9 protein-coding genes and 1 pseudogene are annotated in these 13,069 nt (G+C 68.7%); 3 read left to right on the forward strand and 7 right to left on the reverse strand.

Features of this window, described 5'->3' with window-relative positions; genetic code table 11:
* Nucleotides 1–11: 11 nt before the first annotated feature.
* Together pgi and tal are read right to left on the reverse strand one after the other, a co-directional pair.
* Complete coding sequence (pgi, locus tag AC3A84_RS10825) at nucleotides 12–1,640, reverse strand: glucose-6-phosphate isomerase (RefSeq protein ID WP_487969626.1); 1,629 nt, start codon at nucleotides 1,638–1,640, stop codon at nucleotides 12–14.
* Entirely contained in the window at nucleotides 1,637–2,587 is a 951-nt protein-coding gene (gene tal / locus AC3A84_RS10830; protein ID WP_487969627.1) for a transaldolase, read from the reverse strand. The genes pgi and tal overlap by 4 nt, the downstream gene beginning before the upstream one ends.
* Before the next feature lie 228 nt (nucleotides 2,588–2,815).
* Between tal and zwf the strand changes: the two genes are divergently transcribed.
* Nucleotides 2,816–4,282 carry a glucose-6-phosphate dehydrogenase gene (zwf, locus tag AC3A84_RS10835; RefSeq protein ID WP_487969628.1) on the forward strand — a complete coding sequence of 489 codons (1,467 nt, stop codon included), beginning with the start codon at nucleotides 2,816–2,818 and terminating at the stop codon, nucleotides 4,280–4,282.
* Nucleotides 4,283–4,357: 75 nt separating this feature from the next.
* A complete protein-coding gene (locus tag AC3A84_RS10840) occupies nucleotides 4,358–5,203 on the forward strand; it encodes a MurR/RpiR family transcriptional regulator (RefSeq protein ID WP_487969629.1) in 846 nt (281 codons plus the stop codon).
* Nucleotides 5,204–5,355: 152 nt separating this feature from the next.
* Here AC3A84_RS10840 and AC3A84_RS10845 read toward each other — a convergent pair whose 3' ends face one another.
* Nucleotides 5,356–7,314 carry a bifunctional metallophosphatase/5'-nucleotidase gene (locus tag AC3A84_RS10845; RefSeq protein WP_487969704.1) on the reverse strand — a complete coding sequence of 653 codons (1,959 nt, stop codon included), beginning with the start codon at nucleotides 7,312–7,314 and terminating at the stop codon, nucleotides 5,356–5,358.
* 332 nt (nucleotides 7,315–7,646) lie between these two features.
* Between AC3A84_RS10845 and AC3A84_RS10850 the strand changes: the two are divergent.
* A pseudogene (locus AC3A84_RS10850) lies at nucleotides 7,647–8,093 on the forward strand (DoxX family protein).
* Nucleotides 8,094–8,199: 106 nt separating this feature from the next.
* Here the strand turns inward: AC3A84_RS10850 and AC3A84_RS10855 are convergent.
* From AC3A84_RS10855 to AC3A84_RS10870, 4 genes are all read right to left on the reverse strand, one after another.
* On the reverse strand, nucleotides 8,200–9,252 hold the full coding sequence (locus tag AC3A84_RS10855) for an ABC transporter ATP-binding protein (protein ID WP_487969705.1): 1,053 nt from the start codon (nucleotides 9,250–9,252) through the stop codon (nucleotides 8,200–8,202).
* Between the two features lie 14 nt (nucleotides 9,253–9,266).
* Nucleotides 9,267–10,277: an ABC transporter ATP-binding protein gene (locus AC3A84_RS10860; RefSeq protein ID WP_092940462.1), complete on the reverse strand. Its 1,011-nt coding sequence runs from the start codon at nucleotides 10,275–10,277 to the stop codon at nucleotides 9,267–9,269.
* A 108-nt stretch (nucleotides 10,278–10,385) separates the two neighbouring features.
* Nucleotides 10,386–11,303, reverse strand: a complete 918-nt coding sequence (locus AC3A84_RS10865) for an ABC transporter permease (RefSeq protein WP_487969630.1) — start codon at nucleotides 11,301–11,303, stop codon at nucleotides 10,386–10,388.
* A gap of 158 nt (nucleotides 11,304–11,461) precedes the next feature.
* Nucleotides 11,462–13,036: an ABC transporter substrate-binding protein gene (locus AC3A84_RS10870; protein ID WP_487969706.1), complete on the reverse strand. Its 1,575-nt coding sequence runs from the start codon at nucleotides 13,034–13,036 to the stop codon at nucleotides 11,462–11,464.
* Nucleotides 13,037–13,069 lie beyond the last annotated feature (33 nt).

A 13,069-nucleotide genomic window follows, 5' to 3' on the forward strand; every position in this document is an offset into this window, starting at 1 on the left:
GAAGAGGCGCGTCAGCCCTGCGGCATCAGCCGCCGCATGAGGCCGGCCGTGGAGGCATCCAGCCCCTGCACGTCGCCCGAGGCGAGGCGCGGCTCCAGGTCCTTGGCGAGCACCTTGCCCAGTTCCACGCCCCACTGGTCGAAGCTGTTGATGCCCCAGATCGCGCCGGTCACGAACACGCGGTGCTCGTAGAGCGCGATGAGCGCGCCCAGCGCAGCGGGTTCGAGCCGGTCGAGCAGCAGGAAGGTGCTGGGCCGATTGCCGTTGAAGTGGCGGTGGCCGTCCTCGCTGTCCTTGCCCAGCATCAGCGCGCGGGCCTGGGCCAGCGCGTTGGCCAGCAGGCGCGGATGCTGCGCGGGCAGGTCGGCGCCGCCCTGGCGCAGGGCGATGAACTCCACCGGGATCACGTCCGTGCCCTGGTGGATCATCTGGAAGAAGGCGTGCTGGCCGTTGGTGCCGGGCTCGCCCCAGACCACGGGCGAGGTGGCGAAGGGCAGCCGCTGGCCCTGCGCATCGACGCCCTTGCCGTTGCTCTCCATCTCCAGCTGCTGCAGGTAGGCGGGCAGCCGGCGCAGGCCGTGGCTATAGGGCGCCACGCTGCGGCTGGCAAAGCCGTGGAAGTTGCGGTACCAGACGTCCAGCAGGCCCAGGCGCACGGGCAGGTTCTGTTCGAGCGGGGCGGTGCGGAAATGCTCGTCCATGGCATGGGCGCCGGCCAGCAGCGCGCGGAAATGTTCCGCGCCGATGGCGATGGCGATCGGCAGGCCGATGGCGGACCAGAGCGAATACCGCCCGCCCACCCAGTCCCAGAAGCCCAGTGTGGTGTCGATGCCGAACTTCGCCGCCGCTTCCACATTGGTGGTGAGCGCGTAGAAGTGGCGCGACAGCGACAGCGGAGCCGCCCGGTCGTCGCTGCCGCCGTGGGCGATGAACCAGTCGCGCGCGGCATGCGCGTTGGACATGGTCTCGGCCGTGGTGAAGGTCTTGGAGGCGACGAGGAACAGCGTGCTCTCGGGCTTGAGCTGGCGCAGCACCCGCCCCAGCTCCATGCCATCGACGTTGGAGACGAAGTGCATGCGCTTGCCCGGATGGCACAGCTCTTCGAGCGCCTTGACGGCCATCGACGGGCCCAGGTCGGAGCCGCCGATGCCGATGTTGACCACGTCGGTGATGGCGTCGTCGGCGCGCACGCGCTCGGCCAGCTGCAGCATCGCGTCCAGCGTGGCGTGGACATCCTTGAGGCCGTCAGCCACCGCGCCCGCTACATTTTCAGTAGCATGCTTCCCAGGTAAATCCTGCGCTGGAGCCGGATTACGCAGCAACCAGTGCATGACGGCGCGCTGCTCGGTGTGGTTGATGGCGGCGCCTGCGAACATCGCGTCGCGATAGCCTTCCAGGCCCGTCTCGCGCGCCAGCTGCAGCAGCAGGGCTTCGGCCCGGGCGTCGATCAGGTTCTTGGACAGGTCGGCGAAGACATGCGGCGCCTGCAGGCTCAGGCGCTCGAAACGCTCCGGCTCGGCCGCGAAGGCGCCGCGCAGGTCGAAGCCGCGGCCTGCCCCCTCGAAATGCGCCTGCAGCTGCGCCCAGGCGGGCGTGCGGTCGCAGCGGGTGCGGGTGGGAAGGACATCGCCGCCGCTCATGCGGCCGCCTGCATCAGCTGTTCGAGCTTGGCCGCGTCGGCCGCGAAGGCGCGGATGCCTTCGGCCAGCTTCTCGGTGGCCATGGCGTCGGCGTTGAGTGCGTAGCGGAAGCCCGCCTCGTCGTACTCCACGGCCGGCAGGTCCAGGCCGCGTGCGGCGTCCGGGTCCAGCGCGCGCTGCACGGGCGCATCGCTCGCAGCCAGCTGGGCCAGCAGGTCGGGGGCGATGGTGAGCAGGTCGCAGCCGGCCAGCGCGATGATCTGGCCGGTGTTGCGGAAGCTCGCGCCCATGACCTCGGTGGCGATGCCGAAGCGCTTGTAGTGCTGGTAGATCTGGCGCACCGATTGCACGCCCGGGTCGTTGGGGCCGGCCATGGCGGCTTCGTCCCAGCCGGCGCCGGCCTGCTTCTTGTACCAGTCGTAGATGCGGCCGACGAAGGGCGAGATCAGCTGCACCTTGGCCTGGCCGCAGGCGACGGCCTGGGCGAACGAGAACAGCAGCGTGAGGTTGGTGCGGATGCCGCGCTCTTCGAGCTGGCGCGCGGCCTGGATGCCTTCCCAGGTGGAGGCGATCTTGATCAGCACGCGATCGCGGGCGATGCCTTCGGCCTGATAGAGGGCGATGATGCGCTCGCCCCGCGCCACGGTGGCGGCCGTGTCGAACGAGAGGCGCGCATCGACTTCGGTGGACACGCGGCCCGGAATCAGCGAGAGGATCTCGCAGCCGAAGCGCACGATGAGCCGGTCCATCACCTCGTCCAGCGGCTGACCGCGCCAGCGGGCTACGGCCTCGGTCATCAGCGGCGCGTATTCGGGCTTTTGCACGGCCTTGAGGATGAGCGAGGGGTTGGTGGTCGCATCCTGCGGCTCGAAGGCGCTCAGCTGGCGGAAATCGCCCGTGTCCGCCACCACGGTGGTGAACTGCTTGAGCGCATCGAGTTGGTTCATGGCCATTTGCTTTGTTTCCTCTAGTCCTTGGGGGATGACGTGCCTCTCGATGCAGCCACGGCAGAAGATTCCGGGTTACCGCCTGCCTCAGGCGCCGCCGATGCGCACGACAGCGCAGAAGTGTATGCCGGGCCGCAGCGGTTCTGACGTAGGCCCATGCCGATTGGTGAAACTCGGTAACATACCGGGCATCGACAACGAAACATCGTACGGGAGACACGGAACACCATGAGCTTCGATCTGGTCCTTTTCGGCGGCACGGGCGACCTGGCCTGGCGCAAGTTGCTGCCCGCTCTCTTCCAGGCGTTCCGTCACGGCTCGCTGCCCGAAGGCGGGCGCATCATCGGCGTGGCGCGCGACGACCTGAGCGATACGGCCTACCGCGATCTGATCGCCAGCCGCTTCGACGCCGTGATCCAGGAAAAACGCCCCACGGCCGAGGAGTTCGAGCGTTTCGCCGCGCTGCTGCAGTACCAGCGCATGGACCTGTCCAAGCCCGAGGACTACGCTCAGCTGGCCGAGCGCCTGCACGAGCGCAATGCCGACACGGTGGTGATGTATCTGGCCACCGCCCCCAGCCTCTTCACCACCGCCTGCGAGCAGCTGGGCGCCGCAGGCCTGGCCACGCCGAAAACGCGCGTCGTGCTGGAAAAGCCGCTGGGCCACGACCTCGAATCCAACCGCGCCATCAATGCCGCCGTGCGGCGAGTGTTCCGCGAAGAGCAGATCTTCCGCATCGACCACTACCTGGGCAAGCCCGCTGTGCAGAACCTGCTGGCGCTGCGCTTCGGCAACGTGCTGTTCGAGCCGCTCTGGCGCCGCGAAATGGTGGCCAGCATCGAGATCACCATCGCCGAGAAGCTCGGCGTGGAAAAGCGCGGCGCCTTCTACGACGGGACCGGCGCGCTGCGCGACATGGTGCAGAACCACGCGCTGCAGCTGCTGTGCGCGATCGCCATGGAGCCGCCCATCAACGCCACGGCCGACGCCATCCGCGATGAAAAGCTCAAGGTGCTGCATTCCCTGGTGCCCTGGACGCCAGCCACCCTGGCGCGCGACGTGGTGCGCGGCCAGTACACCGCCGGCAGCACCGGCGGCGAGCGCGTGCCCGGCTACGCCGAAGAGACCGGCGTGCCGGCCGACAGCCGCACCGAGACCTTCGTCGCCCTGCGCACCGAGATCGCCAACTGGCGCTGGGCCGGCGTGCCGTTCTTCATCCGCACCGGCAAACGGCTGGCCTCGCACGAGGCGCACATCGCCATCAACTTCCGGGCCACGCCCCACCCCATCTACCGCACGCCCATCGGCGCGGCCAACCGGCTGGTGATCCACCTGCAGCCGCGCGACGGCGTCGCGCTGCACCTGTTCGCAGCGGGCCAAGACAAGCGCAGCGCGCGCGCCGCCGAGGCCCAGTCGCTGGCCCAGGTGCATCTGGACCTGGACTTCGAGCAGCGCTTTGGCACCGAGCGCGTGGGCGCCTACGAACGGTTGCTGCTGGACGTGATCGCCGGCCGGCTGAACCTCTTCGTGCGTGCCGACGAGCAGGAAGCCGCCTGGCGCTGGGTCGAACCCATCATGCAGTCCTGGCAGGAATCGAACGAAGGCCCGCGCCCGTACGCCGCCGGCACCTGGGGCCCAGCCGCCGCCAGTGCCATGGTGGCGCGCGAAGGCCACAGCTGGATCGAGGAATCCTGATGCGCAAGCCCTTTGCGCGCCTGGCTCCGCCCGCGCCCGGCGCGCCGCTGCACCGCGTGAAGCAGGATGGCTGACATGCTGGAACGCATCACCGCCTCCCTGCCCTCGCTGGCGCCGGCCGAACAGCGCGTGGCCGCCCTGGTGCTGCAGGACGCGCGCGCCTTCGCGCGCCTGCCGGTGCGCGAGCTCGCCGCACGCGCGGGGGTGAGCAAGCCCACCGTGGTGCGCTTTTGCCGCAGCATGGGCTATGACGGGTTGGCCGACTTCAAGCTCAAGCTCGCCGGCAGCGTGAGCGAGGGTGTGCCCTTCATCCACCGCAGCGTGGACGCCGACGACAAGACCGGGGACGTGCTGGTGAAGGTGGTGGACAACGCCGTGGCCGCCTTCCTGCAGTACCGCAACGCGGCCAGCACCGGTGCCATCGAGCGTGCGGTCGAGGCCATCGCCGGCACCTGGAAGACGGGCCACCGCATCGAGATCTACGGCGCCGGCAACTCCGGCATCGTGGCGCAGGACGCGCAGCACAAGCTCTTTCGACTGGGCATCACCAGCCTGAGCACCAGCGACGGACACATGCAGGTGATGAGCGCCACGCTGCTGGGCCCGGGGGACTGCCTGCTCATCGTCTCCAACTCGGGCCGCACGCGCGACCTGATGGACGCCGCCGACATCGCCCGCCGGAACGGCGCGACCACTGTGGCCATCACTGCCAGCGGCTCGCCGCTGGCGAGCGCCTGCCACATCCACCTGGCAGCCGACCACCCCGAAGGCTACGACCGCTACAGCCCCATGGTCTCGCGCCTGATGCACCTGCTCATCATCGACGTGCTCGCCACCTGCGTCGCCCTGCGCATCGGCGATCCGCTGCAACCCGTGCTGCAGCAGATGAAGGACAACCTGCGCGCCAAGCGCTACACCTGATCCGACACCCGTGCGAGGAGGGCCTGCCAGCCCTGCCCGCCAGGGCTGCGGCGCCGCCCTTCGCCGCGCACATCACCGGACGAGGCCGCCGCAGTCCTGCGTCCGGCCGCAGCCGGCCCTCGGGCGGTAACCGGCATCCGTCGCTGCGTCCGTCACTTCGCAGGCGGCGTGAAGTTCTTGGTGCTGTAGAGCGCGACCGGCAGACGGCTCAGTACCGGCAGGCCGGTGCCCGCATCCTTGGGCTGCTTGTCGATGTACGTGAAGAACACGTCGGCATCCAGCACGCCGATGTCCAGGCGCCGCGCGGCGGGCACGGCGGCCAGGGTCTTGTAGCCGTCGCCGCCGGTGGCGTTGAAGCTCAGCACGAAGAGCTTGTAGGTCTTGGAGGCTTCCAGCGCGCCCCAGTTACCGGTCTGGCGATCGCGCACCTCGATGTTGCTCACGCGCTGGCCGAAGGCCGCCGAGGCGTTGACATCGAAACGCAGGCCGCCGGTGTACGGATAAGGGCCGGTGGAGCCGCCCGTGCCATAGACGGCTTCCAGGCCGTCTTCGAGCATGGACTTGACCTCCGTGCCCGTGATGTCCAGCCGGAACAGCATGTTGCCGAAGGGCAGCACCTGGATGACCTGCGCGGCCGAGACGGTGCCCGCGAGCGGAATGCGCACGCCGCCGCCGCTTTGCAGCGAGATGTCGGCGCCGCCGTACTGGGCGTTGGCCACGTCCAGATAGGCCTGGGCCACGAGCTGCTGGATGTCGCCGCCGCGCAGGCTCACGCTCCCTTCTGCATTGCAGGCCGCGCTGGAGCGGCCGTAATCCACCGTGCCCTGGCCACCGGGCACCCGGCGCGAGCAGAGTTCCTGCGGCACCGTGGCGACCTGCTTCTGGTTGAACACGGACACGCGGTCCTTGAAGGGCTGCAGCACGCTGGCAGCCGAGGCCAGCGGCGTGGTGGTGCGCAGGAAGCCCGCGGCGGCCACGCTGGCCTTGATCGCCTGCAGCTGCGCATCGGTCGCAGCCTTGCCACCGATGGTGAAGCTGTCGCCGATCAGCACGTGCGGCGTGCCGGCGCAGCTGGCCACGTCGCCGTTGGCGTCGAAGCGCACCTTGAGCTCGCCCACGACCTGGGCGTATTCCCACGCCTGCACCACGCAGACGGGCTTGCCGTCCTTGCCGGCCAGACGGGTCGGATAGGCCCCGGACGGGGTGCCCACGCCGGTGGTGCGCAGGGTGTCGGGGCCCAGCAGGGTGTGCGAGTCGGCGCCAACCACCACATCGACGCCCGAGAGCCTGGGCACGATCTGCAGGTCGTTGTCATAGCCGATGTGGCTCATGAGGATGATCTTGTTGATGCCCTGGGCGCGCAGGCGGTCGATCTCGCGCTGCGCGGCGGTGGCTTCGTCCTCGAAGGTGGTGTCCGGGTCGGGGCTGGAAGAGGCCTTGGTCTTGCCCGCGATGGTCACGCCCACGATGCCGATCTTCTGGCCGCCGCGCTCGACCACCGTGGAGGCGTTGACGCCGTCCGTGGCCTTGGACGGGTTGAGCGCCGAATTGGCGCCGAAGCGCACGTTGGCGCTGAGCACGGGCGTCTTGCAGCTGCCTTTGTGCAGCAGGTCGATGAAGCCCTTGAGGCCGCTGTCGCCCTTGTCGAACTCGTGGTTGCCGAGCGTAAAGGCGTCGAAGCAGACGGTGTTCATCAGCGCCGCGTCGGCCTCGCCATTGGCGCCCGCGCGGTTGAAGTAGAGCGTGCCCGTCAGCGCATCGCCCGCGTGCAGCTTGAGCACGTTGGCCGACTGAGCGGCCAGCTCACTCATCGCCGCGGCCACGCGGGGAAAGCCGCCCGCGTCCACCGACACTGCCACCGCCGAGCTACCTCCGGCGGACAGCTGCAGCGCTTTGGTGCGCGAATCCAGCGTGGAATGGTGGTCGTTGATATGCAGGATGGTCAGATCCAGCGGCTGGGCCTGGGCGGGTGCCGGCGTGGGGTTGGGCGCGGGGGTCGCGCCATCCGATCCGCCACCGCAAGCGGCCACCAGCACCGCGGTCGCCAGGGCCAGCGCACCGCCAGCCCAGGGGCGCCGGCGCAGGGCCGGCGCGTTCGCGTGCATCTTCATGTTCTGGTCTGCTCTCTCGTGCCAAGGCATGTCCATCTCCCAACCTTCTTTGTCGAAGGCTCGGATGCTGGACAGCACGCATGACAGGGGCATGAAAGTTCCCTGCTCCGCCGCCGGTCCGAACCGACTGCGGCGCCCCCTGGACCGCACGCACGCATCGCTGGATACTGTCCAAGCATGTGCGCCAGCGCACAGACGGCGCGGCACGGGCTGCGCACACTGCGGGCTGCTGGCGATGCACCGACCGGCAGACCTGCGGGCATACGCACAGGGCCCGCCGCATGCATCGCTTTTTTCCATACATCCCATCCCGTTCAGAAGAGAGGTTTTCCATGCGCACCGTTACCACCCGTTCCACCCCCGCAGCTTCCGCCTCAGCCCAGGGCGACGATGCCGGCAAGCTCGTGCTGCGCCTGGCCGTCGGCGTACTCGTGCTGTTGCACGGCGTCTTCAAGCTGCAGCATGGGGTGGGCTTCATCAGCGGCATGCTGGAAAAGGCCGGGGTGCCGGGCGTGGTGGCCTACGGCGTGCTGGTGGGCTAGGTCCTGGCGCCACTGCTGCTGATCGCGGGCCTGTTCACGCGTGCCGGCGCGGCCATCATCGTCATCAACATGCTGGTGGCCTTCGCGCTGGTGCATCGCGCCGACCTGTTCGCACTCACCAGCCAGGGCGGCTGGGCACTGGAGCTGCAGGGGCTGTACCTCTTCGGCGCGCTGGCCGTGATGCTGCTGGGCGCGGGCCGCTACAGCGTGGGCGGCGCACAGGGTCGCTTCAACTGAGTGAGCGCCCGATCGACTGCGCCCCGGCAGCGCGGGCAGATTGCTATTAAAACAATAGCTGCAGGCGCAAGCGGATCAATCGCCTGCGCCTGAAAACCCTTGAAACTCAGGCCGCCACGGCCTCGATGCGCGGAATGCGCCCTTCTTCCACGGCATGGCACGCCACGCGCGTGCCGCCGTCGTCGATGAGCACGGGGCGTTCGCTGCGGCAGCGGTCGTTGGCATGGGGGCAGCGCGGGTTGAAGGCGCAGCCGGTCGGCGGATTCAAGGGGTTGGGCACCTCGCCCTGCACGGGCGTGCGGGCATGGCCGGTGTCGTGCATCTTGGGGATGGCGTCCAGCAGCATGCGCGTGTAGGGATGGCGCGGCGCGGCGAAGAGCTGCTGTTTGTCGGCCAGCTCCACCAGCCGGCCCAGGTACATCACGCCGACCTGGTCGCTCACGTGGCGCACCACGGCCAGGTTGTGGCTGATGAAGAGATAGGTCAGCTGCCGCTCGCGCTGCAGGTCCTTCATGATGTTGAGCACCTGCGCCTGCACGGAGACGTCCAGCGCCGAGGTGGGCTCGTCGCAGACCAGGAACTCGGGCTCGGTGGCCAGCGCGCGGGCGATGGAGATGCGCTGGCGCTGCCCGCCCGAGAACTGGTGCGGGTACTTGGCCATGTCCAGCGGCGAGAGGCCCACGGACCGCAGCAGCTCGCCCACGCGGGCCTTGAGCTCGGCCTTGTCGGTGATGAGGCCGTGCTCGCGCAGCGGCTCGCCCACGATGTCCTCGACCAGCCAGCGCGGGTTCAGGCTGGCGTACGGGTCCTGGAAGATCATCTGGATGCGGCGGCGCATGGCGCGTGCGTCGCCGCCCTTGAAGGCGGCATGCGCGTCCTGCCCGTCGAAGGTGAAGCCGCCGCGCGTGGGCTCGTAGAGGCCCACCAGCAGGCGCGCGACGGTGCTCTTGCCGCAGCCCGATTCGCCGACCAGCGCCAGCGTCTTGCCGCGCTCGATCTCGAAGCTCACGCCGTCCACCGCATGCAGCAACGTGCGGGGCTTGCGTTCGAGCACGCGGTTGAGCCAGGGCGCGGACACGTCGAAGGTGCGGGCCAGGTCGTGCGCCTGCACCAGCGGCTGGCCCGGGCGGGCCGGGGCGTCGTCGCTGCGGAGGGTCATGGGGGCTTCGTGGTTCATGCGTCGGCTCCTGCCAGGCCCGCGGCGGCCACGGCGGCAGCGGCGGATCGGGGGTCGTGCAGCCAGCAGGCGGCGCGGGTGGCGCCGGCGGGCAGCAAATCGGGCCGCTCGGTGCGGCAGCGGTCGAAAGCCTTGGGGCAGCGCGGGTTGTAGGCGCAGCCCGGGGGAATGGCATTCAGGCGGGGCATGGCACCGTCGATCTGGTTCAGGCGCTCGCGGTCCTGCGCCATGTCGGGGATCGAGGCCATCAGCCCTGCGGTGTAGGGGTGGGCCGGCTGGTTGATGACCTGGTGCACGGGCCCGATCTCGGCGATGCGGCCGGCGTACATCACGGCTACGCGATCGCAGGTCTCGGCGATCACGCCCATGTCGTGCGTGATGAGCATCACCGCCGCGCCGCGCGTGCGGCAGATGTTCTTGAGCAGCTGGATGATCTGCGCCTGGATCGACACGTCCAGCGCCGTCGTGGGCTCGTCGGCCACGATGAGCTGGGGCTCGGCGGCCAGCGCCAGGGCGATCACCACGCGCTGGCGCATGCCGCCCGAGAACTGGTGCGGGTAGTGGTCCACGCGCTGCTCGGCGGCAGGAATGCCGGTGTCCTTGAGCAGGTCGATGGCGCGCTGGCGGGCCTGGGCGGCGTTCATCGGCAGGTGGGTGCGGATGGTCTCGACCAGCTGGTGGCCCACGGTGTAGAGCGGGTTCAGCGAGGTGAGCGGGTCCTGGAAGATGGCGCCGATGCGCCGGCCGCGCACCTGGCGCATCTTGTGCGCGGGCAGATCGTCGATGCGCTCGCCCTGCAGCAGGATACGGCCGGAGGCGATGCGCCCCGGCGGCTCCAGCAGGCCGATGATGGACGCGCCCGTGAGCGACTTGCCCGCACCGGATTCACCCACCACGCCCAGGATCTCGCCCGGCGCGATGGAAAAGGAGATGTCGTCCAGCGCCCGCAGCGTGCCACGGCGGCCCGGGAATTCGACGACGAGGTTCTGGACTTCAAGCAGTGACATGGGCCAGTCCTTCGGAGGGCTTTTTCTTCATGGGGAGATAGCTATTCTTTTAATAGCATTACACCCTTGCAGCGCAAGGGACAGCAGCCTATCGGCATTCCAACTCCGTTACCGCAGGCGCGGGTTGAGCGCGTCGCGCAACCAGTCGCCCAGCAGGTTCACCGAGACGGCGATCAGCACCAGCATGGCGCCCGGGAACACGGTGATCCACCATTCGCCCGAGAAGAGGTAGTCGTTGCCGATGCGGATCAGCGTGCCCAGCGAGGGCGAGGTGGGCGGCGCGCCGACGCCCAGGAAAGAGAGCGTCGCCTCGGTGATGATGGCCGTCGCCACCTGGATGGTGGCCAGCACCAGCACGGGCCCGAGCACGTTGGGCAGCACGTGGCGCCGCATGATGCGCAGGGGTGACACGCCGGTCACCCGCGCGGCCTGCACGTACTCCTTGTTGCGCTCGACCAGTGTGGAGCCGCGCACCGTGCGCGCGTACTGCACCCAGCCAGTCAAAGAGATGGACAGGATCAGCACGCCGAAGGCGAGCGATTCGCCGCCGTTCGGAAACATCGCCCGTCCCACACCGGCGATGAGCAACGCCACCAGGATGGCGGGAAAAGACAGCATCACATCGCACAGGCGCATCAGCAGTGCGTCGATCCACCCACCCTTGAACCCGGCCAGCAGCCCCAGCGCCACGCCGACCACCACCGAGAGCGCCACCGAGGCGAAGCCCACGATGAGCGAAATGCGCGCGCCGTAGATCACGGCCGAAAGAATGTCGCGCCCCTGGTCGTCCGTGCCCAGCAGGTACTTCAGGCTGCCGCCGCCTTCGCTGTTCCAGGCCGGCGGCAGCCGCGCGTCGGACAGCTCCAGCGTGGTCAGGTCGAACGGGTTATGCGGCGCCACCCAGGGGGCGAACACGGCGCAGAACAGGCAGATCAGCGCCACCAGCGCCGCGCCGATGGCGACGGGGGAGGTACGGAAACTGTGGCCGACGTCGCTGTCATACCAGCGGAACAGGGTTTTCTTCATCGTGTGGGACTCTTATGGCTTTCTGAAGCGCTTCTGGAACTCTCGGTGCGAAAACTAAGGCGTCAACTGGCACGCTCGGCACGGGCACTGCGGCGCAGGTCCGTGCGAGGCTGCGGCGGCTGCACGCACGGAGGCGGGCGCCATGTCGGGCGGAGGCTTCAAGGGCTGATGCTCATCCACTTGAAGGGCATGGTGTTGTCGGCCAGCTGCACCACGCGGATCTTGTCGGACACGCCCCAGGCCAGTTGCTGCTGGTGCAGCGGAATATGGCCCACATCCTCCGCGTGGATCTGGAACGCCTCGCGGATCATCGCGTTGCGGCGGGCCTTGTCAGCCTCTGCCCCGATGCGGCGGATCAGCCCATCCACCCGGGGGTTGCAGTACCCGCCCAGGTTGTACTGGCCAGCGCCCTGGCCGTCAGGGCAGGCCAAGAGAGCATTCAGAGCGTCTTCCGCATCGTAGGTGGAAGGAGCCCAGCCCAGCAGGTAAAAGCTGGTGTCGCGCCGCAGCACCTTGGGGAAATAGCTGCGCCGGCTTTCCAGCTGCAGCCGCACCTTGACCTGGATGCGCGACAGGTTGGATACCACGGCTTCGCAGATGCGCTCATCGTTCACATAGCGGTCGTCGGGGCAGTTGAGCGTGACCTCGAAACCATTGGGGTAGCCCGCCTCCGCCATCAGCCGCCGGGCGGCGGCCAGGTCGTACGGCTGCCGCCGAGCGTCCGCGTGGAAACCGCTCACGCCCGGGCCGACCAGCCAGGCAGCGGGGGTGGCGGCGCCGCGCATCACATCCTTGCGGATGCTCTCGATGTCGATCGCCTGGTAGAAGGCACGGCGCACGCGCACGTCCTTGAACGGGTTGCGGCCCCGCACACTGGAGTACAGCAGTTCGCTGCGCTGCTGGTCCATGCCCAGGAAGATCGTGCGCGGCTCCGGCCCGGTGACCGCACGCGTGCCGGGGTGGGCATTGACCCGCGCGATCTCTTCCACCGGAACAGGCTCCATCACATCCACCCGGCCCGACAGCAGCGCCGCCAGCCGGTCCGCGTCGCTGGCGATGGGCGTGAAGACGACTTCCGCGGCATTGCTTTCGATGGGCGCCCAATAGTCGGCGTTGCGCACGAAGACCGTGCGAACGCCTGGCTGGCGTTCGCTCAGCCGGAACGGCCCCGTTCCGTTGGCCTTCGTGAGAATGCGCGCGCTCGCGCCGGCACTGCGCGCGTCGAAAGGCGCGAGAGCGCCATGCGCTTCGCACCACGCGCGGCTCATCATGTACACGGTGGTGAGTACCTCAGGCAGGATCGGATAGGGCATCGCCGTCTCGACCTCCACCGTGGACTCATCGATCTTGCGCACCTGCTGGATGGAGCCGACATGGCTCTTCATGCCCGAGCCGGCCATCCGGGCGCGCTCGAGCGAGAACACCGCGTCGTCTGCCGTGAAGGCCGACCCGTCATGGAAGCGCACGCCCTGCCGCAGCTCGAAGCGCCAGACGGTGGGTGCCGTCTGCTGCCAGGCCTTGGCAAGGGCGGGTGACAGGCTCAGGTCCTTGTTGCGGCCCACGAGCGGTTCATAGACGTTGCCCAGCAGGCTGAGCTGCAGTGCCTCATCAAGGGAGTGCGGGTCCATCGACAGTGCATCGCCCTGGTCAGCGATACGGATGGTCTGCGCGACAGCTATTGAATTTATAGCGAAAAACCCAAACAGGACGGGAGCCAAGACCCATCGACGCATCAACCCCAGGTACCGGACAAGGGAGGATGGGCC

The organism is Paracidovorax sp. (genome assembly GCF_057642795.1).

Coding starts and splice junctions, on each gene's coding strand:
- pgi (WP_487969626.1), bottom strand. CDS start 1,640: ATGAGCGGCGGCGATGTCCTTCCCACCCGCACCCGCTGCGACCGCACG.
- tal (WP_487969627.1), bottom strand. CDS start 2,587: ATGAACCAACTCGATGCGCTCAAGCAGTTCACCACCGTGGTGGCGGAC.
- zwf (WP_487969628.1), top strand. CDS start 2,816: ATGAGCTTCGATCTGGTCCTTTTCGGCGGCACGGGCGACCTGGCCTGG.
- AC3A84_RS10840 (WP_487969629.1), top strand. CDS start 4,358: ATGCTGGAACGCATCACCGCCTCCCTGCCCTCGCTGGCGCCGGCCGAA.
- AC3A84_RS10845 (WP_487969704.1), bottom strand. CDS start 7,314: ATGAAGATGCACGCGAACGCGCCGGCCCTGCGCCGGCGCCCCTGGGCT.
- AC3A84_RS10855 (WP_487969705.1), bottom strand. CDS start 9,252: ATGACCCTCCGCAGCGACGACGCCCCGGCCCGCCCGGGCCAGCCGCTG.
- AC3A84_RS10860 (WP_092940462.1), bottom strand. CDS start 10,277: ATGTCACTGCTTGAAGTCCAGAACCTCGTCGTCGAATTCCCGGGCCGC.
- AC3A84_RS10865 (WP_487969630.1), bottom strand. CDS start 11,303: ATGAAGAAAACCCTGTTCCGCTGGTATGACAGCGACGTCGGCCACAGT.
- AC3A84_RS10870 (WP_487969706.1), bottom strand. CDS start 13,036: ATGCGTCGATGGGTCTTGGCTCCCGTCCTGTTTGGGTTTTTCGCTATA.